We start from the raw sequence: 23,554 nt of genomic DNA, 5'->3' as shown, positions 1-23,554 counted from the left end.
GCAACACCTGCACGGCGCCGAGGCCGCAGCATGACCCCGCGGAGGCGGGCGTGGGGGCGCGCTGGATCAGATGGGCAGGGTGGTGTCCGAGATGGCGAAGTCGCGCAGCCAGTCGATGAACAGCGCCCACCCGCCGGACAGCAGCAGCAGGCCCACCACGATGAGCATGACGCCACCGAACACCTGGATGGCCCGGGTGTGCTTCTGCAGCCACCCGACGGTCCGCATCGCCCAGGTGGACCCGAACGCGACCACGACGAACGGCAGTCCGAGGCCGAAGCAGTACGCCACGATCAGCAGGACGCCGCGGGCCGCATCGACGCCGGTGCCGGCGGCCACCGACAGCGCGGCGGCCAGGGTCGGGCCCAGGCACGGGGTCCAGCCGAGTGCGAACACGGCCCCGAGCATCGGGGCGCCCAGCCAGGTCGACAGGGCCTTGGGCTGCATGCGCGTGTCGCGCTGGAGGGTGGGCACCAGGCCGATGAAGACCAGGCCCATGATGATCGTCACGACGCCACCGAGCCGCTGCAGCAGTTCCTGCTGGGGCGCGAGGTACTGAACGGTCCCCAGCACCATCGCGCTGAGCAGGACGAACACCACGGTGAAGCCGCCCACGAAGAGCAGGGACGCCCCCACCACGCGTGCGCGGGAGGCGCGGCGGGTGCGCCGCTCCTCCACGGTGAGGGTCGCCGTCGCCGCGCGCTGCTTCTCGGCCGCGGCGGCAGTGACCGGCGGGCGCTCGGCGCCCACGACGCTGGCCAGGTACGCCAGGTAGCCGGGCACCAGGGGGATCACGCAGGGCGAGGCGAAGGACACGAGCCCGGCCAGCAGGCACGCGCCCAGGGCCAGCAGGATCGGGCCGCTGGCCACGGTCTGCTGGAACGTCTCCCCCACGCTCTGCGCGAGCAGGATCACCTCGGGGGTCACACTTGCTCGACCTCCTCGGCGAGCAACGACTCGACGGTGGTGCTCAGCTGCTCATCGGTGATCTCGGCCAGGTACACGGCCGCCACCCGGTGCTGCTTGTCGAGGATGATCGTCGCCGGCACCACGGACGTCGGGAATCCGCGCAGGGCCGCGACGGCGGCGTTGCTCGGGTCCCAGATCGAGGGGTACGTGATGCCGTTGTCCTGCACGAAGTCGACGGGCTTCTGCCGGTTGGGGTCGCGCAGGTTGATGCCGAACACGGTGGCACCGCGGGGCTCGTACTCCTCCTGCAGGCGCTGCAGGTCGTCGGACTCGGCGCGGCACGGGCCGCACCACTGGCCCCACAGGTTCAGGACCACGACCTGGCCGGCGAAGTCCTCCTGCACGGTGAGCGTGCGGTCGGGGTCGAGCAGGTCCGGCCCCGTGAGCGTCGCGACGGGCTTGCGCTCGGCCGGGGGGTCGTAGTGGATCTCGATCTGACCGTCGGGACTGACGAACTCGAACGTCTCGGGTCCCACCACCACGGCGTCGTCGCCGGTCGCGCACCCGGAGACGAGCGCGCCGGTGAGCAGCAACGCGCCCAGCGCGGCCTTGGTCTTACGCATGGATCATGCTCCAGTCTGGGACGGGTCGGAGGCGCCCGCCGGTTCCGAATAGACGATGTCGCGCAGCGTGGTCCCCTCGAACACCAGGGAGGTGATCGAGGCCAGCGAGCACTGCCGCGAGCGCGGGTCGTGCCACAGTCGCCGGCCCTCGAGGAAGCGTCGCGTGGTGTAGACCGGCAGCTGGTGGCTCACCAGGACGGCCTCGTGTCCGCGGGCGGCGTCGAGGGTGGAGTACACGGCGCCGATCATGCGGTGCGCGATCTGCAGGTACGGCTCACCCCACGACGGCCGCAGCGGGTTGACGAGGATCGGCCAGTACTGCGGATCACGCAGCGCTCCGCCGGGTCCGCCGACCTTGCGTCCCTCGAAACGGTTCTCCGCCTCGATGATGTCGGCGTCGATCCCCACCGGCAGCCCCAGCGTCTCGGCCAGCGGGGCGGCCGTCTCCTGGGCGCGTTGCAGCGGGGAGGCGACGATCGACACGATGTCGTGCCCCTGCCCGAGCACGCGACCGACGGTCTCGGCCTGGCTGCGTCCCAGCTCCGACAGCCGGAACCCGGGCAGGCGTCCGTAGAGGACACCCTCGGGGTTGTGGACCTCGCCGTGCCGGACGAGGTGGACGATGGTCTGCGTCTCACCGGCGCGGGCCGAGGTGTCCCGGGGGGTCGACGACGACGAGGTCGGCTCCCCAGGAGCGGCGATCGTCCCCGGCTCGGCGCCATAGGACGCGGACCCCTCGGGCTGGGTCTCGACGGGGGCTCCCGCGGGGGCCGCGGTGGCCACGGACCCGCCCAGCGACGGCGGCGCCGCGGCGGGGGCGGGATGGTCTCCGCGCAGGGGGATCGGCAATGACGTGGGGCCCGTCGCCGGGACGGCGAGGCGCCCCCGGAGGCCGCGGCCGGTGCGACTCATCGGCCGTCCTCGGGCGCGGTCGCGGCGGCGGCCGCCTCGGCGGCGACGGGAAGGGCGTCGGCGATGTGCTGGAAGTCGTCGTCGGTGAGGGCGGTGGAGACGAACCAGGTCTCGAACGCGCTCGGCGGGGCGTAGATGCCCCGGTCCAGCAGGGTGTTGAAGAAGGGCGCGTACCGGAACGTCTCGGCGGCCTTGGCGCCGGCGTAGTCGGTGACCTGGTCCTCGGTGAAGAAGACGCTGAACATGGTGCCCGCCCGCTGGATGGTGTGGGCGACGCCGGCGGCGTGCAGAGCGTTGCCGATGAGGGCCTCGAGCCGGTCGGCGTTGGTCTGCAGGGTGTAGTAGCAGGAGTGGTCGGCCAGGCGCAGGGAGGCCAGGCCCGCGGCTACGGCGACGGGGTTCCCGGACAGGGTGCCCGCCTGGTAGACGGGGCCGGCCGGCGCGAGGGCGGCCATGACGTCTGCTCGTCCGCCGAACGCGGCGGCGGGAAGGCCACCGGACATGACCTTGCCGAAGGTGGTGAGGTCGCCGGCGACGCCCTCGATGCCCCACCAGCCGCGGTCACCGGCGCGGAAGCCGGTCATGACCTCGTCCATCACCAGCAGCGCGCCGTTGTCGGAGCACAGGGTGCGCAGTTCCTCGTTGAAGCCGGGCAGCGGTGGGACGGTGCCCATGTTGCCGGCGGCGGCCTCCGTGATGACGCACGCGATCTCGCCGCCGTGGTTGGCGAACGCCAGGCGGACGGCCTCGATGTCGTTGAACGGCAGCACGATCGTGTCGTGGGCGGTCGCGCCTGTCACGCCGGGCGAGTCCGGAAGGGCGAACGTGGCCAGGCCGGAGCCGGCGTCGGCGAGGAGGGCGTCGACGTGGCCGTGGTAGCAGCCGGAGAACTTGATGACCTTCGGCCGGCCGGTGAACCCTCGGGCCAGGCGCACGGCGCTCATGGTGGCCTCGGTGCCGGAGTTGACGAGGCGCACCTCCTCCACGGACGTGCGGGAGATGATCTCGCGCGCCAGGTCGACCTCTCCCTCGGTGGGGGTGCCGAAGCTCAGGCCACGGGTGGCGGCGTCGCGCACGGCTTCGACGATCTCCGGGTGGGCGTGCCCGTGGATCATCGGGCCCCACGAGCAGACGAGGTCGATGTAGGTGTTGCCGTCGACGTCCGTCATGCGAGAACCCCGCGCTTCGCGGATGAAGCGCGGGGTTCCGCCGACGGAGTTGAAGGCGCGCACCGGGGAGTTGACACCCCCGGGGATCAGCTCGCGCGCTTCGGCGAAGAGCTCGGCCGATCGGGCGGTACCGGACATGCCGGACGGGGTCGGGAAGGCATCACTCGCAGACGTCACTCCCCCAGTGTCTCAAAGTCCGGCCGCGAGTACCCCCTCGTGGTGTCAGACCTGCGGCTGCGCCGGCGGGGCCGGGGGTGCGAAGGGCGCGAACAGCGACTTGGCGGCGGCGTCGACCTGCCCGGCGAAGTCCTGCAGCGCCTTCTCGGCCTGCTGGTGCAGCTGCTCCGGGGTGGGCAGCGGCGCCGGAGCCGGCGCTGCGGCGGGCGCGGGGGCGGGAGCGCCGAGCGAGCCGGTCGCCGGGACGCCGGCGGACCCGAGACCGGAGGCGTTCACGCCGCCTGCGCCGGTGTCGCGGTGGGTTCCGTACCAGTCGTCGGCGCCGGCCACGGGCGCGGACATGCCCTGCTGGGCCGCCGCGATCCGCTCGGCCTCGCCCCACCGGGGCAGCGGCTCGGGCGACGGCTTGCCCTCGACGTGTCCGGGGGTCGCGTCGCCGGTGCGGAGGAAGTCCATCACCAGCTTGTCGACGGCCGCGTTGCCCGTCCGGAAGTTGCCGTGATCGCCGCCGCCGACGGTGACCAGGGTGCCGCCGAGCGCCTCCACGACGCGGTGCGCGCCGGCGATCGGGGTGATCGCGTCGTCCTCGGAGTGCAGGACCAGCGGCTTCTCGTCGAGCGCGTCCCCGTTGGGGCTGATGGTCCGCGCGACCGGCTCCCAGCCCACGCAGTCGTCCCCGGCGGCCTCGACCGCGGCCCGGGTGGCGAGTCGGTTGCCGCCGGTGAACTTGTCCACCTTGGCCGACATGACGCCGAGCTGGCTGGACGGGTCGGCGGTCTCGTTGCACGTGATGATCGAGTTCATCTCGATATCGGTGCGGTAAACGGGAGAGCGGTTCTCCTGCGCGGCGAGCATCAGACCGACGGTCTCGTAGTCGACGCGGGCGATGGTGCCACCGTCGTTGTAGTACTTGAGGATGTGGGCGAGCATCGGCCAGGCCTGCTCGGAGTAGGTGGCGCCGACGGTCGCGTCGTAGAGCCCGGTGGTGGCGTTGTTCGTCAGGCCCTGCAGTGCGGCGGCGCGGGCGAAGCCCTCCACGCGCGCCCTGGCGGGGGCGGTGCCGTTGATGACGTCCAGCGCGGCGTTCTCGACGGGGGTGCCGCGGAGTTCGACGGGCAGGTCGCGGGCCTCGGCCGGCGGCGGGGTGAGGTTGGCGGGTCCGCCCACCTCCTGGTCGGTGACCCACTTCCAGGAGTGGAACACCTTCAGCGGGGTGTCGCCGAGGCCGTAGTAGTCGTCGCGCTCGGCGATCCAGGCGAAGATGTCGTTGACCCGCTTCTCCTGGGCCAGCGCGCCCTGCTCTGCCTGCTTGGACCACCGCCAGTCGGGGTGCGTGTTGGAGTCCAGCACCATGCGCCCGGTGTGCTCGGGGAACAGGGTCGCGAAGTCGGTGCCGATCGCCGTGCCGTAGGACACGCCCACGTAGTCGATCTCGGCCAGCTCGAGGGCCTCGCGGACGGCGTTCATGTCGCGGGCGGCGTTCTCGGTGGTCATGGAGGCCATGTACTCGGGATCGGTGCCGTAGCAGGCGTCGCGGAGCGCGTTGGCGGAGTTGGGGCCCACGAAGTCGACGTTGCAGACCATCGGGTTGGAGCCGTAGAGCCCGCGCGGCTGGACGGCCACGAGGTCGTGGTTCTCGTACAGGCCCTCGGGACCGCTGCCGTCGAGGGCCGGGCTCCAGAAGTTCAGCGCGTAGTTGCCGGGCCCTCCGGGGTTGCCGAACACCGTGGAGCGGGGCTGCCCGGAGGACGCCTTGATCCGCGTCAGGGCGACGGTGGTCTTGGCCGCGTCGGGTGCGTTGTAGTCCACGGGGACCTCGACCGTTCCGCACTCGAGGCCGGCGGGCACGTACTCGGCCTCGATCCCGAGCATCTCGGTGCAGTCCTGCCATTCGACCTGGGTGGCCGAGGCCACCCCGGTCCCCAGAAGTGCGATCGCCCCGACGACCGCCGTGGTGCCAACAAAAGTGCTAGACGGCTGCACCGATCCCCGATTCCATGTGCTGTAGGTGTCTCTCCGGCGAATCGGACGCATCGACTGCCCGTTTTCACGAGCGTCACATGCGTCCGAACCGCACCAAATGTAGCCCGTGACCCTCGCCACGCGGTGGTGCCCCGTGCGGACTCGGCCAACCGTCACACGATCGTTACCGGCCGACCCGTGACGCCGGGAAAGCCCCAGCTAGATGTGGATATGTCACGCCCCGTGACGGGGGGAGCGACGGAGGACCGCCAGGGTCGTCAGCACCATGGCCAGTCCCGCGGACGCGGTGGCGCCGAGCAGCAGCCTGGTATCGGTCCGGACCCGCTCGATCGTGCCCTCGACAAGCGGGTCTACCACCGGCGGGAGCACGGTCACCACGTCCCGGGACAGCCACCACAACAGGACGGCGAGGGCGGCGGTGACGACGGCGGCCACCGCGAGTCGGCGGGAGCTCACGCGGGGTCCGACTCGCCGGGGCGCTCGGGGGCGGGCCCCGGCCCCTCGCGCTCCGCGCCTCCGGCGGTCGCCGCGACGGCGCCGGAGAGCGCGGCGTGCAGGGCGGCGCGATCGCGGGCCCACGCGCGGACCTCGGCGCCGGAGTCCAGGCGCAGGCCCACCGCCCCGCGGCGGCGCGGGACGTCCCGCAATTCGCCGAGCGTGCGGGCCGTCTCCCAGGACGCCTCGGGCTCGCCGCCGGTCGGCAGCGGCAACACCGCGTCGATCCGGCCCAGTTCGAGTTCCTCGGTGCCCTGGATGTACAGGTGCGGGGTGAGCCGGACGCGGCCGTGGACGCGGGTGGCCGCGATCATCACGCCGTGGCACAGGGCCGAGGCGATCGCGCAGACGGTGAGCATCAGCCAGTGGACGGGGGCGCCGGTGACCAGCTCGAACACCGCGGCGGCCGCGCAGAACACCGGGGCGGCGAGGATCCACGCCCAGCTCCAGCCGTCCTCGGAGTACAGGATCGGCCCCTCGGGCTCGATTCCCGGCCGTGTGGCGGCGGCGTCACTTGCCGGCACGCGCACCGCCGCCCGGGGTGGTGAACGCCATGGCCTCGCCGGTGTGCTGGCGCCATACGGCGGTGGCGGCGCACAGGCCGGCGAGGATCTGCAGGGCGATGACGAGGAAGCTCACCACGTCGCCCCGCTCCCCCGCGACCGCGACACCCCCGAACACGCCGATGATCACGGACACCGCGTCGACGATGAGGAACACGGCGACGATGTCGAGCATGGTGCGGGCCCAGCCCTTGCCCGCGCGGAGGCGGTAGGCCAGCCACACGGTGACCGCGGCGGCGAGCAATGCCACGACGGCGCCCACGGCCAGGGAGATGGAGAACATGTTCTCGACGGAGACGTCGAGGTCCCCGGTGTTCGCGACGGCGTCGCGGAACGCGTCCCGGGTGGCGGCGGGCAGGTCGCTGAAGGACGCGGTGGCGGCGTTGACGAGCATGCCGACCAGTCCGAACGCGGCGGCGGTCAGCCAGAGCGCCCACGCGGTGTGGATCTCCTCCGGCGGCGGCCCCGCGGGCTCGTCGGGCTCGGCCGGAGCGTGCTGGTCGGCGGCGCCGCCGGGCTCAGCGGGGCGCGCGGGCGGGCGCCAGGGGCCGCTGCGTTGTGTCACCGCGCGCCCCAGCCCTGGGTGAGCAGGTGGGCGGCGTGACGGGCCCAGTAGGTCAGGACGATGTCGGCGCCGGCGCGCCGGATGGAGAGCAGGGATTCCATGACGGCGGGGTCGTGGTCGATCCAGCCACGCTCGGCGGCGGCGGAGATCATCGCGTACTCGCCGGAGACCTGGTAGGCGGCCACGGGCACGTCGGAGATCTCGGCGGTCTGGCGCAGGACGTCGAGGTAGGACATGGCGGGCTTGACCATGACCATGTCGGCGCCCTCGTCGAGGTCGAGCTGCACCTCGCGCAGGGACTCGCGCAGGTTGGCGGGGTCCTGCTGGTAGGTGCGGCGGTCGCCGCGGAGGGAGGAGCCGACGGCCTCGCGGAAGGGGCCGTAGAACGCGCTGGCGTACTTGGCGCTGTAGGCGAGCACGGCGACGTCCTGATGGCCCTCGCGGTCGAGGGCCTCGCGGATGGCGGCGATCTGCCCGTCCATCATCCCGCTGGGTCCCACGACGTGGGCGCCGGCGGCGGCCTGGGCCACGGCGAGGTCGTTGTAGGCGACGAGGGTGGCGTCGTTGTCGACGATCTGCTCGCCGCGCGGGTCGGTGCCGAGCACGCCGCAGTGGCCGTGGTCGGTGAACTCGTCGAGGCAGGTGTCGGCCATGATCACCAGGTCGTCGCCGACCTCGGCGCGGACGGCGGCCAGGGCGCGGTTGAGGATGCCGTCCGGGTCGGCGCCGCAGCTGCCGGTGGCGTCCTTGTCGGCGTCGAGGGGGACGCCGAACAGCATGATCCCGCCGAGCCCGGCCTCGGCGGCGGCGACGGCCTCGCGGCGCAGCGAGTCGATGGTGTGCTGGACGACCCCGGGCAGCGACGAGATGTCGCGCGGCGCGTCGATGCCGTCGGCGACGAAGGCGGGCAGGACCAGCTGGCGCGGGACGAGCGTGGTCTCGGCGACGAGTCGGCGCATGGCCGGCGTCGAGCGCAGTCGACGTGGCCGCGCCAGCGGCGCGGGGACGGAGGCGGTGTCGTCAGGCGGTGTCGTCACGGGTCCCACTGTACGAAAGTCGCCGGTGGCACGGCGGGGCGCGGACCCGCCCTACACCCCGATCCGCTCGCGCAGCGTCCCCGCGCCGGGTCCGGCCAGGCGGTCGAGGTGGACGGTCCGTCCGGTCAGGAGCAGGAACAGGTCCCGCGTGGTCCCGGTGACCTCGGGCCCGGTGCCGGCGGCCCAGTAGTGGTCGGTCGCGACCATCCGCACGCCGTCGGTGGGCAGCGGGCGGAAGACCTTGGCGTTGCCGCGGCCGCCGTAGGACACGACGTGGTCGGCGGCGGCGGCGATCTCGGCGGGGGGCACGGGGATCTCGCGGCCCAGGGGCAGGGTGAGGTCCTGGGTGTGCCCGACGGCATCGACGAGCGCCTCGCGACAGGTCAGCCCCGGGAACGGTCGGTGCAGGCCGATCATGTCGCGCAGGGCGTCGACGATCTGCTCGTCGGTCATCCGCCGCGCCAGCGCCACGGCGGTCTCGCGGATCAGCCGGTTGGTCCCGCCCGGGTGGCGCAGCGCCAGCGCCGCGAGCCGGTGCCGCGGCAGCCCGGCGAGGGTGAGGTGCGCGGCGACCTCGCGGATGGTCCACGCGTCGCACAGCGAGGGCCGGTGCCAGTCGCCGGGCGGCAGTGCCTCGAGGTAGTCGGCGATGTCGCGGCGGCGTCGGTCGACGGCCGCCCAGACCCCGGTGTCGTCCATGACGACCCCTCTCCCCGGTGCGGCCCGGCCCACCGGGCCGCGACTAGTACCATCATAGGACTATCTCGAGCGGCCGATCCTGAGGAGTTCCCGTGGACGACGACAGCGCGGCGCCGACCAGCCTGCTCATGTGGCTCGGGTACCGCGCGGCCGAGGACCGGATCGCGACCGCGCTCGCCGAGGCGGGGTTCGCAGACCTCACGCGCGCGCAGGTCCGACTGTTGGCGGGGATCGACGACGACGAGGGCAGCCGGCTCGTCGTGTTGGCCGAGCGCGCCCGGATCGCCAAACAGACCGCGACGGCGCTGGTGGACCGCTTGGCCGCGGCGGGCTACGTCCGGCGGGTGGTGGACCCGGATGACGGCCGGGCCCGGTTGGTGCGGCTCACGGCCCGCGGCCGGGAGCTCGTTCCGGTCGCCCGGGCGGCGGAGCGCCGCATCGACGCGGAGTGGCGGGCGCACCTGGGCCCCGAGACGATGGACCAGCTGCGTGCGGCGTTGCTCGAGCTGCGGGGACTGGTCGACCCCTGAGGTGCGGAGATATGTACACATTCACACTCCCGTGAGCATGTGCCATCTTTCGTGGCGACACTCTGCCCCCCGGTGCGCCGTCGCCGTCATCCCGGGCAGACCGGACGTCAGGACCTCACGCATGCGCACGCCTACCACCCCCGGGACGACCGATTCCGGCCCGAGCCGGCCGGGCCGGGTCGCCCTCGCTCGCGCCCTCGTCACGGCGCTGGCCACCTGCCTGGCGGCCGCGCTCGCCGTGGGCCCCGCGACCGCCCGGGACCGGCCTGAACCCCTCCTCCCGCCGGCCCTCAGCGAGGTGCTCAACCCGTTCGCGGTGGCGGCCGTCCGCGATGGAGTGCCCGCCTCGTTCGACGAGAACGTCCGCGGGCTGTGGGGGCCGGCGGGCGACTTCTACGCCGAACCCGCGCTCGACAACTCGATGCCGATGGGGCACCTGCTCAAGTCCGAGCCCTTCGAGGTGATCTTCAACGGCATCAAGCCCGCCGGGATCCGCGCATGGCGGACGATGTACGTGACCGAGGACGTCCGCGGCGACCGGGTGGTCAGCACCGGGGTCATCCTGCTGCCGGACGACGGCGCGGACGACTCCACACGCCCGGTCGTGGCGTACCAGGAGACGAACGACTCCGCGGGAGCGAGGTGCCACCCGTCCTCGCAATGGAGCGGCGGCGCGTTCGCGGACGCCTCGGCGTGGTTCGCGGTGGGGCCGCTGATGCAGATGCTCGGAGAGGGCGCCGCGGTCGTGATCTCCGACATCGGCAACGACGCCGATCCTGGCGTCCACGGGGTCTTCGCCGGACGCTACGCCGGGATGGCGCTGCTCAACGGGCTCCGCGCCGCGTACACGGTGCCCGGGCCGGGTCTGAACCCGGACAACGGGGTCGGGCTGTTCGGCGTCGCGGGTGGGGGCGTCGGCGCGGCCTTCGCGCTCGAGTACCAGCCCTGGTACGCGCCCGAGCTCGACATCCGCGCGACGATGCTCGAGGCCCTGGCCGTGAACCAGCGGAATTTCCTGGACTTCGCCGACGGCCACCTGGGGTCCGGTTTCGTGCTCGCGACCCTCGTGGGTCTGGAGGCGCAGTACCCGGAACTGGATCTGGACGCCAAGCTCACGCCGGCCGGCCGCGCGCTCGCAGACGTGTTCCGGGACAGCTGCCAGGTCCCCTTCTACTTCGCGACACCGTTCGTGCCGCAGGGCCTGCTGTTCCTCGACGGGACCCGTCCCGCGGATCGACCGGAGTTCCAGGCGGTGTTCCGCGAGAACACCCTCGGCCTCGGCAACCCGGGCAACGATCCGGCGCTGCGACCGCCGGGCCGGGTGCTCGTCTCCTCCTGCGTCGCAGACGACTCGTTCATGGTCGTGACGCCCGCCGAGGACTCGCGACAGCTCGTCGAGGCGTACCGGGCGCAGGGCGTGGACGTGCGCTACCACGGCCTCGAGTGCGGGAACGACGTCCTGCTCACCGACCCGTACCGCTGGACCACGGAGCTGTTCGGTATGCACGCGGTGAGCTGGCTCATGGAGGAGATCCGATGAGGACGGCCCGTGCCGTGGTCGCGGTGATCGCCCCGGTCCTGGCCGTGACGTCGCTGCTGGCGGGCGCGGTCGTCCCGTCGCCCCGCGCGTCCGCGCACGAGCAGGCGCAGGCGCAGGCGCAGGCGCAGGCGCAGGCGCTCGAGCTCGAGCTCGAGCACTTCCTGGGACTGCCCCTGACCAACCGCCTCGCCGACGTCGAACCCGGCGGGGTCCACCGCGCACTGCCCACGAGCTCAACGCATCTCGGCGCGCTGGTGGAACAGGCCCGGGCGGCGGGCCGGCCGGAGACCTCGTATGCGGCGCTGCTGCTGCAATACCGTCTGGTGCAGGCGACGGAGGAGGCCGGGATCGACCTCGCGACGTGGAACCCGTTCGACGGGTTCACGGCCAACCGGTCCAACATGCTCAAGTCCTACCGCTACTACCAGGACTTCCAGCTGGCGCGGCGCGAGCTGCAGTGGGCGGGGATGGGCGGCCAGGTGGGCGGCGATTTCGGTGGCGGGATCGCCGACATCGAATGGGTCACCCGGCTGTACGACGCCCCCGGACTCCAGCAGGCGGCGCGGGAGGTCTTCACCACCGTCGAGGCGGCGTTCGGCCCCGAGGCCGTGGCGCAGCTCCCCGGCGGCCTGCGGGTGCTGGCCGAGCGCGCGGGCGACATCACGACCGAGGACCTGTACTGGTTCGTCACCCGCGTGGTGATCATGCAGAAGGCGATCTTCTCCGACCTCATGCCGATGCACCACGTCTATGTGCACGAAGGTTTACCGGGCCTGGAGGAGATGCACCGGGCCGGGTTGTTCCCCGGCGACATCATGGGCGCCTGGTACGACATCGCCTCGGGCGACCCGGACCGGATCGCGAGCGGCAACGCCACCCTGCTCAACCGGGAGCAGGGGTGGGTGGTGGCGGGGATGTGGGACGAGGTCCGCGACTACGAGGACGGGCTCGGGGAGGCGTTCACCTTCCTCATGACCCTCGCGGGCTCACCGTCGGTCGCGGGGGTGCCGCCGCTGCGGAACCACAGGCCGATCACGGTCTCCGGGGTCCTCCCCGACGGCCGACCGGCGACGCTGCACACGCCGCTGCCCGGCTGGGACTGGTCACGGTACGAGGAGCGGTGGGACTACGTCAGCTCGCAGCTGCTCCCCCGCTACCGGCACGAGTCGGAACACAACTGGCCGGCGCTCGAGGCCACGCTGCGCCTGCCGTACGAGCAGCAGTTCGAGGCCGCGCGCGCGACCTCGCGGATCCCGCAGATCCTCGACGCGGTCGCCCGCGCCACCTACATCACCGTTCCGTGAGGAACGCACGTCCACAAGGAGCCCACATGCACCGCCTCGACCTGAACCCCGGCACCTGGCTTGAGCTCCTGCCCGGTGCCGCCCACTCGGTGGGCTACATGGTCACCTGGGGAAGCAGCGCCCTGCTGGTCTCGCTGGCGCAGGGCCTGGACGCCGCACTCGGCGGCCGGGGGCGGTGGTGAGCCGCCACCGGCCGGCCTCCGGGACGCCGCCGGTCGACCGCTGAGCAGCCGACCCCGGCCGGGCGGCGCCGGTCAGCGCCGGCGGGCGCGGCGCCGTGGGGGCGGCAGTTCGCCGGCGGCGCGCAGGTGGTCGGCGTGCGCGGCCAGCGCGTCGACCAGTTCGAGCACGGACGCGTTCTCGGGCTGCACGTCCACCCGCAGGCCGAACTCGACGGCGGTCTCGGCGGTGCGCGGCCCGATGCAGGCGATGAGCGTGCGGGCGTGCGGCTTGCCGGCGATGCCAACGAGGTTGCGGACGGTCGAGGAGCTGGTGAAGCACACCGCGTCGAACCCGCCGGTCTTGATCATCTCGCGGATCTCGGCGGCGGGCGGGGCGGCCCGCACGGTGCGGTAGGCGGTGACGTCCTCGATCTCCCAGCCGCGGGCGGTCAGGCCCTCGGCGAGGGTCTCGGTGGCGATGTCGGCGCGCGGCAGCAGGACCCGGTTGACGGGGTCCAGGACGTCGTCGTACGGCGGGAACACCTCGAGCAGGCCGAGGCTGGACTGTTCGCCGCTGGGCAGAAGCTCGGGCTGGATGCCCAGTTCGCGGACGCGGGCGGCGGTGCCCTCGCCGACGCAGGCGATCTTCACGCCGGAGAAGGCGCGGGCGTCGAGGCCGAACTCGACGAACTTCTCCCACACGGCGCGCACGGCGTTGGAGGAGGTGAACACGACCCACTGGTAGCGGCCGTCGACGAGGCCCTTGACGGCGCGCTCCATCTGGGCGGGGCTGCGGGGCGGTTCGACGGCGATGGTGGGCACCTCGACGGGCACGGCGCCGTGCTCGGCGATGCGCTCGCTCATCTCGGCCGACTGGGCCTTGGTGCGGGGCACGAGGACGTTCCAGCCGAACAGGGCACGCGACTCCCACCACTGGTGGCGGTGCCGCTCGCCGGCGGACTTGCCGATGGTCACCACCAGGTCGCCGTCCATGTCGCGCCCGACCTCGGCCATGGTCGCCAGGGTACCGTCGGCGGACTTCTGGGCACAGAGCGATCCGGAGCAGGTCACGGTGACCGGGGTGCCGGCGGCGAGGCCCTGCTCGGCGAGGTTGGAGGCGGCCTCGGCGAGGTGGCGGCCGGTGGTGCGCAGGACGATGGGGCCGGGCGAGCTGACGAGCGAGGCCCAGTCGACCTTGCCGCGGCCGTCGGCGAACACGTAGTTCGAGCCGAGCGCGATGCCGGCGAACGCGGGTACGGCGGTGGCCTCGGCGACGCCGGGGACGACCTCGAACGGCACGACGGTGCGGCCGACGGCGGCGATCTCGGTGACGGTGGCGTCGGTGGTCATGGGGTCGCCGGTGACGAGGCGGACGACGTCGCGGCCCTTCTTGGCCTCGGCGACGAGCTGCTTGGCCACGGCGGAGGGCTCACCGAGGACGGGCCGGACGTCGGCGGCGGTGGGCGCGGGCAGGGCCTTGAGGCGCTTGACCTCGGCCTTGTCCTCGGCAGCGACGGCGGCGTCCATCTCGGCCTCGCGCGCGTCGAGCAGTTCCTGCGGGACGGGGACCTCGGTGGCGACCAGGGCCAATACGTCGGCCGACACGTCGGCGTCGGCGAAGACCAGCGCGTTGCCGGCGAGGACCTCGCGGGCCCGGCAGGTGAGCATCCCCGCGTTGCCTGGACCGCCGCCGACGAAGCGGACGGTTCCGGGGCGGGTGGTGCGTGCTCGAGTCATGGTTCGTCTCTCCGTGGGGTGGGTGTCGCGCGCTGGCTGCGCGCGAGATGGGAGTTCGGGGGTCAGGGGTCGGTGACGGTCGGTGGGGCCGTCGTGGATTCCCTGGGTACGAGCGGGGGTCGGTGCTCGGGGGCGTCGGCGGACATGAGGTCGCGGGCGCCGCGGTCGAGCAGTTCGGCCGCGAGGCGGCGTCCCAGCTCCTCGGCGGCGGCGATCGGCCCGTCGGGGTGGTCTGCGGGGATCGTGGTGCCCTCGGTGCGCAGGACGGTGGAACCGTCGTGGGCGGCGACGACCGCGTGCAGGGTGAGGACCGCGTCGGGGGCCGGGGCGTCGGCGCCCGGGTCGGTGCCGGCGAAGTCGGACCGGGCGGGGGCCACGCCGCTGAGCTCGGCGCGCGCGCCGACGGGGGCGGTGCACCCGGCCTCGAGGTCGGCGAGGAGTCGCCGCTCGGCGGCGATGCGGACGCGGGAGGGTAGGTGGTCGACGACGGCGAGGGCCGCGATCGCCTCCGCGTCGTCCGCCCGCGCCTCGACCGCGAGGGCGCCCTGCGCCGGGGCCGGCAACATCTCGTCGATGCCGAACCGGTGGGTGGCGCGGTCGCCGACCCGTGTGCGGTCGAGCCCGGCGGCGGCCAGGACGACGGCGTCGAGGTCGCCGCTGGTGACGTATCCCATCCGCGTGTCGATGTTCCCGCGCAGGGGGTGCAGGTCCAGGTCGGGCCGCAGGGCCGCCAGCTGGGAGCGCCGGCGTGGGGCGGAGGTGCCGACGCGGGCGCCCTGCGGCAGCGTCTCCATGGTCAGCCCGTCGCGGGCGATGAGCACGTCGGAGGGGTCCACCCGCGGCGGCACGGCGATCGGGGCGAACCGGTCGTCGCGCGCGGTCGGCAGGTCCTTGTACGAGTGGACGGCGATGTCGCAGTCGCCACGCTCTAGGGCGGCGCGCAGTTCGAGGGTGAACACGCCCACGCCGATGCGCTCGACGGGGGCCATCACGACGTCGCCCTTGGTCTGCACTATCACCAGCTCGGCCGGGTACCCGGCGGCGATGAGGGCGTCGCGCACGTGCCCGGCCTGGGTGGTGGCCAGGGTGCTGCCGCGAGTGCCCACCTTCAGGGTCCTGCTGCTCATGAGGCCTCCTCGTCCACGTCGCGGTCCAGGTCGAACAGGGTGCGTACGACCGCCGCGTAGTTCTCCCCGTCCGGTTGGGCGGCGAGTTCCTTGAACCGCACGGTGGGCGGGTGCAGGAGCTTGTCGACGACGCGGCGGACGGTGTTGGCGACCTCGTCGCGGACCTTGTCGTCGAGGTCGGGCAGCCGGGACTCGAGTCGACGCATCTCGGCGGCGACGACCTGCCCGCCGCGGCCGCGCAGCTGTCCGATGAGCGGCCCGACGCCGGCCATGCGCTCGGCCTGCACGTACGAGGTGAGCTCGGCGTCGACGATCGTGCGGGCGGCGTCGGCGTCCGCGGCGGCGGAGGAGGTGGCGGGGTCGGCCTTGAGCGCCTCGATGCCGAGCACGGTGACGCCGGGCAGGCCGGCGACGGCGGGGTCGACGTCGCGCGGCATGCCGAGGTCGCAGATGACGAGCGGCCCGCGGTCGGCACGGCGCGCCAGCGCGGTGTGGATGTCGCCGAGCGTGACGACCGTGCCGACGGCGCCGGTGCACGTGAAGAGGATGTCGGCGCGGGCGACCGCGGAGGCGAGCTCCTCGAGCGGGAACGCCGCGGCGGGGGTGCCGGAGTCGCGGGCGATCTCGGAGAGGCGGTCGGCGCGCTCGGGGGTGCGGTTGGTGATGTCGATGTGGGAGATCCCGCCGCGGCCGAGGTGGGCCACGGCGAGGCCGCCCATGGCGCCGGCGCCGAGCACGACCGCACGGCGCCCGTCGAGCCGGCGCGAGGCCGGGGTGTCGGTGGCGGGGCCGGCGTCGGCGGCCGCGCCGGTGCCGTCGGTGGCGGGCTCGGCGGCGCTCGCGTTGAGGATCTCGGCCGCCCGGTCCAGCGCCACCGACACCACGGACGCGCCCGCCGAGTCGATGCCGGTCTCGGTGTGGACGCGCTTGCCCACGTGCAGGGCCTGCTGGGCGAGGCGGTGCAGGGTCGTCCCGGCGGCGCCGATCTCGGACGCGGATTGGTACGCGGTGCGGATCTGGCCGATGATCTGCTGCTCGCCCACGACCATGGAGTCGAGTCCCGAGGCGACGGAGAACAGGTGCTCGGCCGCGGACTCGGAGTACCGGACGTACAGGTGGCGGCTGAGCTCGTCAACGGGCAGGCCGGAGTGGCGCGAGAGCAGGGTCACCACGTCGTCGAGCGCCGGGTGGAACGCGTCCACGGCCGAGTACACCTCGACGCGGTTGCAGGTGGTGACGATCATCGCCTCGTCGACGTTCTCCCCGGCGATGAGCTCCTCGGTCAGCGCGTCCCGGTCGACCTCGGACACCGCCACGGCCTCGAGCAGCGCCACCGGCGCACTGTGGTGGGACACACCCACCAGGAGAATGCTCACAACCGACCCCCGGACGTCAGGGCCGGACGGGCCCATGCCAGAATGGATGCCAGCTCGTCAACTCGGGGAGACACCACTCGGGCGGAGGACGCGGCCCCGCAGGACGAACACGCGGAACGCTGGTCCACAGTCGGTCGTCTCCTGTCGGTGTTCACGGCTGTGCACAGGGCACACCCGGATCGGGAACGCCCTGCCGGGACGGCCGTGGCGTGCAAGCCTGCGTACGACCCGTAACGGGATCCACCGTAACCCGCATGACACCCCGGGACAAAACCGTCACCACCCCGGATGGTATATCCGTGCAGCGCCTCACACCGCCCGTGAACAGCGCGGACCCGCACCCCCGGCCGACGTAGGCTGTCCTGCGTGCCCCCGCGTCGCAGGTCCTCCGCCACGATGTCCGCCGCCACCCGCGCCCGGTACGCCACCCGCCGGCGCCGCCGCCTGGCCCGCGTCGACAACGACCTCACCGACCTGCAGTGGACCGCCCTCCTCGACGCGTGGGGCGGCTGCGCCTACTGCCTCGCCGAGGGCCCGGCCCTGCAGCGCGACTGCGTCCAGCCGATCTCCCGGGGCGGGCGCTACACCCTGGAGAACGTGGTGCCGGCCTGCGCCTCGTGCAACGCGAGCAAGCACAACAGCGAGGTCACCGGCTGGCTGCGCCGCAAGAAGTTGGACGAGGGCGCCTTCCTGCTCCGGCACGCGACCATCCTGCGGGCCCTGCGCGACCGGCCCGCCGGCGCCGCGGACTGACCACGCCCGGAACCCGGCCTACCTCCCGGCCGGTTCAGTCCCACCCCGCGAACGGGCGGGCCCCGGCGAGGGTGGCCAGGAGCTCGTCGTCGTCGACCTCCCAACACGAGTGCTCCGCACCGTCGACCAACACCACCGGCAGGCGGTCCCCGTACTCCGGGGCGAGTTCGGGGTCGTCGGCGCGGTCCACGTCGACCACCTCGAGCCGCGCGCCGGCACCCTCGCACAGGGGCAGCAACTGGCCGTGGACGCGGACGCAACTGCCGCAGCCCTCGCGGGTCAACAGGGTCACCGTGTGCACCATGCCTCGATAGTGCACCACCCGTTCGCGGCTCCCCTAGGATGGGGTCGCAGCCCCCGAGGAGGTCCCGCCCGGTGAACGACTCCCGCCCGGAGAACCACGACGACCGCGCCGACGAGCCCCGCACCGACGGGCCCGGGCACGGCGCCCCGGGGGACGACGACGAGGTCCCGCCCGCCCCGGACGCCGCGGCCGCCACCGACCCTGCGGAACCGGCCGATCCCGCCGCCCCGTCGCGCCGCCGGCGCCTGCCCGGTCGGGCCGATGTGGTCTCCCTGCTGGGGCGGCTCGTGTGGCGCCGCCGCGACGCGCGGGTCCAGCGGGTCGCCGGTGAGGCCTCTGCCGAGCACGCCGTCAAGCTCGAGCCGGACACCGAGGTCACCGCACCCGCCGCCCCCTCCGCGGACGCGGCCGACGCCGAGCCGTTCGTCGCCGACCCGCGGGTCGCCGCGTTCTTCGACGTGGACAACACCCTCATCCAGGGCGCGTCGATCATCCTGCTCGCGCGCGGCCTGGCCAAGCACCGCTTCTTCACCGCCCGCGACCTCGCCGGGCTGGCGTGGTCGCAGGCGAAGTTCCGCATCTCCGGCGAGGAGAACGCCGACGACGTCGCGGCGGGCCGGGACAAGGCGCTCAGCTTCGTCAAGGGGCGCACCGTCACCGAGCTGACCGAGCTGAGCGAGGAGGTCGTGGACACGTCGATGCTCGACCGCGTCTGGCCCGGCACCCGCTCGCTCGTGCAGATGCACCTCGACGCCGGGCAGCAGGTCTGGCTGGTGACCGCGACGCCCGTGATGCTGGCGCGTGTGATCGCCACCCGGCTGGGCCTGTCGGGCGCGTTGGGCACGGTCGCGGAGGAGCACGACGGCGTCTACACGGGCCGCCTGGTGGGCGACATCCTGCACGGGCCCGGTAAGGCGCACGCGATCTCCCGGCTCGCCGAGGCCGAGGGGTTCGACCTGTCCCGCTGCTACGCGTACTCGGACAGCTTCAACGACATGCCCATGCTGACGATGGTCGGCAACCCGGTGGCCATCAACCCGGATTCCAAGCTGCGCAAATACGCCTCGGAGAACGGCTGGGACGTCAAGGACTTCCGGACGGTGCGCAAGGCGGCCAAGAAGGCGATGCCGGGCGTGCTGGCGGTCGGCGGGCTCGCGGGGGCGCGGGCGGCGGCGCGGTCGTCGTACGGCGTGCGCGCGGTGGGCTCGATCCGCCGCATGTTCTGACCGGGCTCTTCAGCCGAAGAACACGCTGCCGCGCCGTGCGAGGTTGCGGAACAGGGTGTTCTGGATGGTCTCGCGGACCTGATCGGTGATCTCGAAGACCACCATGGGGTCGTCGGCGGCGTCGGGCCCCAGGTGGGAGGTCTCGATGGGCTCGCCGAACTCCATCGTCCACTTGGTGGGCAGCGGTACCCCGCCGAGCGCCCCGAGCAGCGGGAACGCGGGGGTCACGGGCATGTACGGCAGGCCGAGCAGCCGGGCCAGCGCGGGGATCTCGCCGATCTTGGGGTAGATCTCCTCGGAGCCGACCACGGAGCAGGGGATGATCGGCGCCCCGGCGGCCAGGGCGGTCGCCACGAACCCGCCGCGGCCGAAGCGCTGCAGCCGGTAGCGGTCGGCGAACGGCTTGCCGAGGCCCTTGAACCCCTCGGGCCACACCGCCACCACGTGGCCGGCCTCCAGTAGTCGCTCCGCGTCGGCGGTGCACGCCAGGGTGGCGCCGGCCCGCCGGGCGAGCGGCGCGGACACCGGCAGGCTCATGGCGAGGTCGGCGGCGAGCAGGCGCAGGGCGCGACCGGCGTGGTCGTGGACGGCGACAGTGGTCATCATCCCGTCGAGCGGCAGGACGCCCGCGTGGTTGGACACGAGCAGGCCGGCGCCCTCGGCGGGGATGTTCTCCGCGCCGATCACCTCGACGCGGAACCAGTGCTCGAACAGCGGACGCCACAGGGGGAGCCAGACGTGGGTGTGGAAGTGCTCGTCGAACCCGAACTCGTCGACCTCGTACCCGCCGGTGATGCGGGTGGCGAGCAGTTCCCCGGCGTGGTTGACGGCGTCGGCCAGGCTGGTCAGCGCGCTGACGTCGCCGGTCGCGAGCATCGTGTCGACGCTCCGGGCGAGGTCACGCACGGGCGCCAGGACCTCGGCGTCGATCGGGAGGGCCTCGGCGACCTGCCCGATCGAGGCGCGCATGGATGTGAGGAACCGGTCGATGATGCGGCCGATCTCGGTGGCGGCGGCATCGCTGCCAGTGGTGTCGCCGAGGAAGCCCTCCCCCACCACGCGGTCGCTGCGGGAGTCGCGGCGGCCCTCGCCCCAGCGGGGTCCGCCGAGGGGTTGGCTCAGGTCGAATTCCGGGCCCTTCACGGCGCCTCCTCCTCGATGCGGTCGGATTCGCTGCGGTCGGCACCGCCGCGCTGCGGCGCGGCGGGCTGCGGCGCGGCGGGCTCACCGCGGTGCGGCGCCGCGGGGACTCCGTCGCCCGGCTCCGCGAGGGCGCCGAGCGCCTCGAGCTCGTCGAGGGTCGTGTCCACGCCCGCCCGCAGGCGCTCGGCCACCGGCCCCGGCAGCAGCGCGGCGACCCGCGCGACCTTGCGTTGGACCGCGTCCCGGGTGACCAGCGGCTCGGCACCCGAGTCCACGAGGTACGCCTGCAGCGCCTCCTCGGTGGTGTAGCGCGGCGTGAAGCCGAACACGGTGCGCATCCGGGTGGTGTCCATGGACCGGCCGTACCGCAGGAAGCGCAGCTGCGAGGGGCCGATGTCCCGCAGCCCCTGACTCGACAGCAGCCGCGCGGCGAGCTTGAACGTCGCCGGCATCACCGGCAGCGGGATGTGCCCGGCGCGTCGGATCGCCTGGGTCAGGGTGAGCACCCCGTCCCCGGCGACGTTGTACGTGCCGGGCGTGGCGCCCAGGGTGGCGTGCAGCAGCGCGTCGAGCGCGTCCTGCGGGTGCAGCAGCTGGATGCGCGGGTCGTACCCGGCCAGGACCGGCGCGACCGACGGCAGCAGCAACTCCCCCACCACCGTCGGCTCGGGCAGGCCGAGGATCGCGGGGATGCGCAGGATGGTCACGTCGATGTCCGGGCGCTTGCGGGACATGCCCCGCACGTAGCCCTCCACCGAGAGGTGATCGAGCGGGATCCCGCCGCTGGCGTGGCGGCGCGCGGCCATGTCCTCGGTGAACATGGCCGGGTCGACACCTGAGGAGCCGTAGACGGACGTCGAGGAGATGAGCACGAACCGCTTCACCGACGCGGCCCGCCGGCACGCGGCGATCACGTGCATCGACCCCATGATGTTGGACTCCTTGACGGCCGCCCGGCCGCCGGGAGCGAAGTCCGTGTGGTGCAGGCCCGCGTGGACGACCGTGTCGATGTCCGCGTCGCGCAGGATGCCCTGCAGGCGCGGTGACTGGGGGTCGAGACGCACGAACTCGGCGTCACGCATGCGCCTGCGGTGCTGCGGCGAGGGCTTGACCGAGTCGATCGCCATCACGCGCTCGACCGAGTCGTTACGCAGGAGCATGCCCACCAGGTGCGCGCCGAGGTACCGGCTGCCGCCGACCACGGCGACGGCGCGAGCCGGTCGACTGGCTGGCGCTTCGGTGTTCACCCGGCCGAGTCTAGCCGCGGCCCCGCGCCCCCATGTGCGCACTCCTCACGCCGCCTCCGTCGCCGCCCCCGACCACAGCCGCACGCCAACCTGGCGTCTCGCGCTCACTGCGGGGCGGGCGAGACGCCAGGGAGAGGAGCGGCTGCGGGCGCCGCGGTCGGCTGCACGCGACTGCAGGCCCAGCGCGCCGGCCGGGCCCGCTGCAAATACACCGATGCCCGCCACCACTGCTGGTGACGGGCATCCGCTACAGGCGTGAGTCCGGGCGCTATCGCGGCGCCGCGTGACTCACTTACCGAGCTTGCGACGCTGCACGCGGGTCCGGCGGAGCATCTTGCGGTGCTTCTTCTTGGACATCCGCTTGCGGCGCTTCTTGATCACAGAACCCATATCGGGGTCACCTACCTGTCGACTACTGGTCTGGGGCCTTGTCACGGGCCGTACTGCCACGGGCCTTACTTCGCTCCGGCGTCCGATCGGGGCTCGGGAGCCGGGACGGAACCCGTCCAGACTACCTTCCCGCCCCGCCCCGGAAAAACCGGGGCACGGGCCCGGACGTGCCCCGGTCCGGCCGTGGGCCCGGGGACCGCGCGGGTCAGCCCGCGGAGAAGTACGAGGTGTCGAGGTACTCGTGCACGGCCTTGGAGTGCACGCGGAACGACCGACCCACCCGCACCGCGGGGAGCTCGCCCGAGTGGACGAGTCGGTAGACCGTCATCTTCGACACGCGCATCAGCGCGGCGACCTCGGCAACGGTGAGGAACTGGGAACCCCCCGCCGCCTGCGAGCCGCCATCGGTCTTGTCGGTAGTCGCCATCTCACAACCCTTCGTGGCACGCGTCGTGCCGCAGGCTTCCCCTCCTGCGGTACGGACACGCACGTGCTGGGTATGAGCCTAGCGTGAATGGTGTGATCAATGCGACGGGAGTGGGGGATTAACTTCTGCGACACGCCGCCGCGACCGGCCTTCACCCGTTCTGAGCTGGGGTTGTGTTAAAAGCGCGACCCGCCGGGCGGCAGAGATCTCTGCCCGGCGGGTCGGTTCGGTAGGCGCACGCGCGGCCCGTTCCGTCGCATCCGGCGACGGGCGGGGCCGCGCGGGGTCAGCTGTTCTCGTCGTCGTCGTCGGAGGTGGCCGCCTGCGCCAGCGACTGCGATCGGGACGCCGCCGCCTCCACCGCGTCCGCCACGGCCTCGCGCAGTCCGTTGGCCTCGAGCCTGCGGATCGCCGCCGCGGTGGTGCCGCCCGGCGAGCTGACGTTGTAGCGCAGCTCGGCGGGGCCCTCGCCGCCGCCGGTGAGCATGGCGCCCGCGCCGAGGGCCGTACCGGTGGCGAGGGTGAGCGCCACGTCGCGCGGCAGGCCGCGCTCGACGCCGGCGTCGACCAGCGCCTCGGCGAGGAGGAAGAAGTAGGCGGGGCCGGATCCGGAGATCGCGGTCACGGCGTCCATCTGGGCCTCGGTGACGACGACGACGAGGCCCACGCTCTCCATGATCGTTACGACCTGCTCGAGGTGCTCGTCGCGCGCATAGCGGCCCTTGCAGACCGCGGAGACGCCGTGCCCCACGAGCATCGCCGTGTTGGGCATGACCCGCAGGACGGGCGAGCCGGCGCTGAGCTTGTTCTCCAGCACCTGCGTGGGGACGCCCGCCGCCAGGGAGACGACGATCGACTCGTGGACGCTGTCGGAGATCGCGTCGCCGATCCGGTCGACCACCGCGGGCACGTCCTGCGGTTTGACGGCCACCACGATCACGTCGGCGCCCTCGCAGCCGATGTCGAGGCTGGTCGCGAGGATGTTGTACTTCTTGGCCAGTTCGTCGGCGCGGGCCTGCACGGCCTCGATCACCACGATGTCCGACGGTTCGGTCCCCGACTCGCGGAGTCCCGCGATGAGGGCCTCACCGATGCGCCCGCCTCCGACCACTGCGATTCTCGTCATGCGCACAACAGTGCCACACCCGGCGGCGCCT

The 23,554-nt window shown here is 73.1% G+C and carries 25 protein-coding genes; 6 read left to right on the top strand and 19 right to left on the bottom strand.

Features of this window, described 5'->3' with window-relative positions; all coding sequences use genetic code 11:
* Nucleotides 1-66: 66 nt before the first annotated feature.
* From RWK90_RS15105 to RWK90_RS15060, 10 genes are all read right to left on the bottom strand, one after another.
* Complete coding sequence (locus RWK90_RS15105) at nt 67-927, bottom strand: cytochrome c biogenesis CcdA family protein (protein ID WP_314038436.1); 861 nt, start codon at nt 925-927, stop codon at nt 67-69.
* The gene (locus RWK90_RS15100) at nt 924-1,532 is read right to left on the bottom strand and encodes a TlpA disulfide reductase family protein (protein ID WP_314038435.1); all 609 of its coding nucleotides are present in this window, start codon (nt 1,530-1,532) and stop codon (nt 924-926) included. The genes RWK90_RS15105 and RWK90_RS15100 overlap by 4 nt, the downstream gene beginning before the upstream one ends.
* Before the next feature lie 3 nt (nt 1,533-1,535).
* Entirely contained in the window at nt 1,536-2,156 is a 621-nt protein-coding gene (locus RWK90_RS15095) for a histidine phosphatase family protein (RefSeq protein ID WP_314038444.1), read from the bottom strand.
* A 284-nt stretch (nt 2,157-2,440) separates the two neighbouring features.
* Nucleotides 2,441-3,751, bottom strand: a complete 1,311-nt coding sequence (gene hemL, locus RWK90_RS15090; protein WP_314038443.1) for a glutamate-1-semialdehyde 2,1-aminomutase — start codon at nt 3,749-3,751, stop codon at nt 2,441-2,443.
* Between the two features lie 84 nt (nt 3,752-3,835).
* The gene (locus RWK90_RS15085) at nt 3,836-5,704 is read right to left on the bottom strand and encodes an alpha/beta fold hydrolase (RefSeq protein ID WP_314038434.1); all 1,869 of its coding nucleotides are present in this window, start codon (nt 5,702-5,704) and stop codon (nt 3,836-3,838) included.
* Between the two features lie 282 nt (nt 5,705-5,986).
* Nucleotides 5,987-6,229, bottom strand: a complete 243-nt coding sequence (locus RWK90_RS15080) for a hypothetical protein (protein ID WP_314038433.1) — start codon at nt 6,227-6,229, stop codon at nt 5,987-5,989.
* A complete protein-coding gene (locus tag RWK90_RS15075) occupies nt 6,226-6,792 on the bottom strand; it encodes a hypothetical protein (RefSeq protein WP_314038432.1) in 567 nt (188 codons plus the stop codon). The genes RWK90_RS15080 and RWK90_RS15075 overlap by 4 nt, the downstream gene beginning before the upstream one ends.
* On the bottom strand, nt 6,779-7,396 hold the full coding sequence (locus tag RWK90_RS15070) for a hypothetical protein (protein ID WP_314038431.1): 618 nt from the start codon (nt 7,394-7,396) through the stop codon (nt 6,779-6,781). The genes RWK90_RS15075 and RWK90_RS15070 overlap by 14 nt, the downstream gene beginning before the upstream one ends.
* Nucleotides 7,393-8,433, bottom strand: coding sequence for a porphobilinogen synthase (gene hemB / locus RWK90_RS15065; protein ID WP_314038430.1), 1,041 nt, complete (start codon nt 8,431-8,433; stop codon nt 7,393-7,395). Before hemB ends, RWK90_RS15070 begins: the two co-directional genes overlap by 4 nt.
* 51 nt (nt 8,434-8,484) lie before the next feature.
* Entirely contained in the window at nt 8,485-9,132 is a 648-nt protein-coding gene (locus RWK90_RS15060; RefSeq protein WP_314038429.1) for a maleylpyruvate isomerase family mycothiol-dependent enzyme, read from the bottom strand.
* Nucleotides 9,133-9,224: 92 nt separating this feature from the next.
* Between RWK90_RS15060 and RWK90_RS15055 the strand changes: the two genes are divergently transcribed.
* The 4 genes from RWK90_RS15055 to RWK90_RS15040 all read left to right on the top strand — a co-directional run bounded on the left by RWK90_RS15055 (nt 9,225) and on the right by RWK90_RS15040 (nt 12,688).
* Nucleotides 9,225-9,662, top strand: coding sequence for a MarR family transcriptional regulator (locus RWK90_RS15055; protein WP_314038428.1), 438 nt, complete (start codon nt 9,225-9,227; stop codon nt 9,660-9,662).
* 121 nt (nt 9,663-9,783) lie between these two features.
* On the top strand, nt 9,784-11,202 hold the full coding sequence (locus RWK90_RS15050) for a lipase family protein (protein ID WP_314038427.1): 1,419 nt from the start codon (nt 9,784-9,786) through the stop codon (nt 11,200-11,202).
* Nucleotides 11,199-12,506: a hypothetical protein gene (locus tag RWK90_RS15045; protein ID WP_314038426.1), complete on the top strand. Its 1,308-nt coding sequence runs from the start codon at nt 11,199-11,201 to the stop codon at nt 12,504-12,506. Before RWK90_RS15050 ends, RWK90_RS15045 begins: the two co-directional genes overlap by 4 nt.
* A 26-nt stretch (nt 12,507-12,532) precedes the next feature.
* Nucleotides 12,533-12,688: a hypothetical protein gene (locus RWK90_RS15040; RefSeq protein ID WP_314038425.1), complete on the top strand. Its 156-nt coding sequence runs from the start codon at nt 12,533-12,535 to the stop codon at nt 12,686-12,688.
* A gap of 72 nt (nt 12,689-12,760) precedes the next feature.
* Here RWK90_RS15040 and RWK90_RS15035 read toward each other — a convergent pair whose 3' ends face one another.
* From RWK90_RS15035 to RWK90_RS15025, 3 genes are all read right to left on the bottom strand, one after another.
* Complete coding sequence (locus tag RWK90_RS15035) at nt 12,761-14,404, bottom strand: uroporphyrinogen-III synthase (protein WP_314038424.1); 1,644 nt, start codon at nt 14,402-14,404, stop codon at nt 12,761-12,763.
* Nucleotides 14,405-14,466: 62 nt separating this feature from the next.
* On the bottom strand, nt 14,467-15,531 hold the full coding sequence (hemC, locus tag RWK90_RS15030) for a hydroxymethylbilane synthase (protein ID WP_314038423.1): 1,065 nt from the start codon (nt 15,529-15,531) through the stop codon (nt 14,467-14,469).
* On the bottom strand, nt 15,528-16,907 hold the full coding sequence (locus RWK90_RS15025; RefSeq protein WP_314038422.1) for a glutamyl-tRNA reductase: 1,380 nt from the start codon (nt 16,905-16,907) through the stop codon (nt 15,528-15,530). The genes hemC and RWK90_RS15025 overlap by 4 nt, the downstream gene beginning before the upstream one ends.
* Before the next feature lie 396 nt (nt 16,908-17,303).
* Between RWK90_RS15025 and RWK90_RS15020 the strand changes: the two genes are divergently transcribed.
* The gene (locus RWK90_RS15020; protein ID WP_314038442.1) at nt 17,304-17,660 is read left to right on the top strand and encodes an HNH endonuclease signature motif containing protein; all 357 of its coding nucleotides are present in this window, start codon (nt 17,304-17,306) and stop codon (nt 17,658-17,660) included.
* Nucleotides 17,661-17,694: 34 nt separating this feature from the next.
* Here RWK90_RS15020 and RWK90_RS15015 read toward each other — a convergent pair whose 3' ends face one another.
* Nucleotides 17,695-17,964 carry a glutaredoxin family protein gene (locus RWK90_RS15015; protein WP_314038421.1) on the bottom strand — a complete coding sequence of 90 codons (270 nt, stop codon included), beginning with the start codon at nt 17,962-17,964 and terminating at the stop codon, nt 17,695-17,697.
* A 71-nt stretch (nt 17,965-18,035) separates the two neighbouring features.
* On the opposite strand from RWK90_RS15015, the gene RWK90_RS15010 reads away from it, so the two are divergent.
* The gene (locus RWK90_RS15010) at nt 18,036-19,190 is read left to right on the top strand and encodes an HAD family hydrolase (RefSeq protein ID WP_396230346.1); all 1,155 of its coding nucleotides are present in this window, start codon (nt 18,036-18,038) and stop codon (nt 19,188-19,190) included.
* 9 nt (nt 19,191-19,199) lie between these two features.
* Here the strand turns inward: RWK90_RS15010 and RWK90_RS15005 are convergent, their stop codons facing one another.
* From RWK90_RS15005 to proC, 5 genes are all read right to left on the bottom strand, one after another.
* The gene (locus tag RWK90_RS15005; protein ID WP_396230348.1) at nt 19,200-20,159 is read right to left on the bottom strand and encodes a lysophospholipid acyltransferase family protein; all 960 of its coding nucleotides are present in this window, start codon (nt 20,157-20,159) and stop codon (nt 19,200-19,202) included.
* Nucleotides 20,160-20,329: 170 nt separating this feature from the next.
* Nucleotides 20,330-21,580 carry an NAD-dependent epimerase/dehydratase family protein gene (locus tag RWK90_RS15000; RefSeq protein ID WP_314038419.1) on the bottom strand — a complete coding sequence of 417 codons (1,251 nt, stop codon included), beginning with the start codon at nt 21,578-21,580 and terminating at the stop codon, nt 20,330-20,332.
* A 288-nt stretch (nt 21,581-21,868) separates the two neighbouring features.
* Nucleotides 21,869-21,970: a 30S ribosomal protein bS22 gene (locus tag RWK90_RS14995; protein ID WP_003855542.1), complete on the bottom strand. Its 102-nt coding sequence runs from the start codon at nt 21,968-21,970 to the stop codon at nt 21,869-21,871.
* 205 nt (nt 21,971-22,175) lie between these two features.
* The gene (locus RWK90_RS14990) at nt 22,176-22,397 is read right to left on the bottom strand and encodes a helix-turn-helix domain-containing protein (protein WP_314038418.1); all 222 of its coding nucleotides are present in this window, start codon (nt 22,395-22,397) and stop codon (nt 22,176-22,178) included.
* 286 nt (nt 22,398-22,683) lie between these two features.
* Entirely contained in the window at nt 22,684-23,523 is an 840-nt protein-coding gene (proC, locus tag RWK90_RS14985; RefSeq protein WP_314038417.1) for a pyrroline-5-carboxylate reductase, read from the bottom strand.
* Nucleotides 23,524-23,554: the final 31 nt, after the last annotated feature.

Origin of the sequence: Dietzia sp. CH92, assembly GCF_032248695.1 — a bacterium.
GTDB lineage: Bacteria > Actinomycetota > Actinomycetes > Mycobacteriales > Mycobacteriaceae > Dietzia.
The sequence above is the reverse complement of the archived record's forward strand: the minus strand, read 5'-3'. Positions and strand labels throughout refer to the sequence as shown.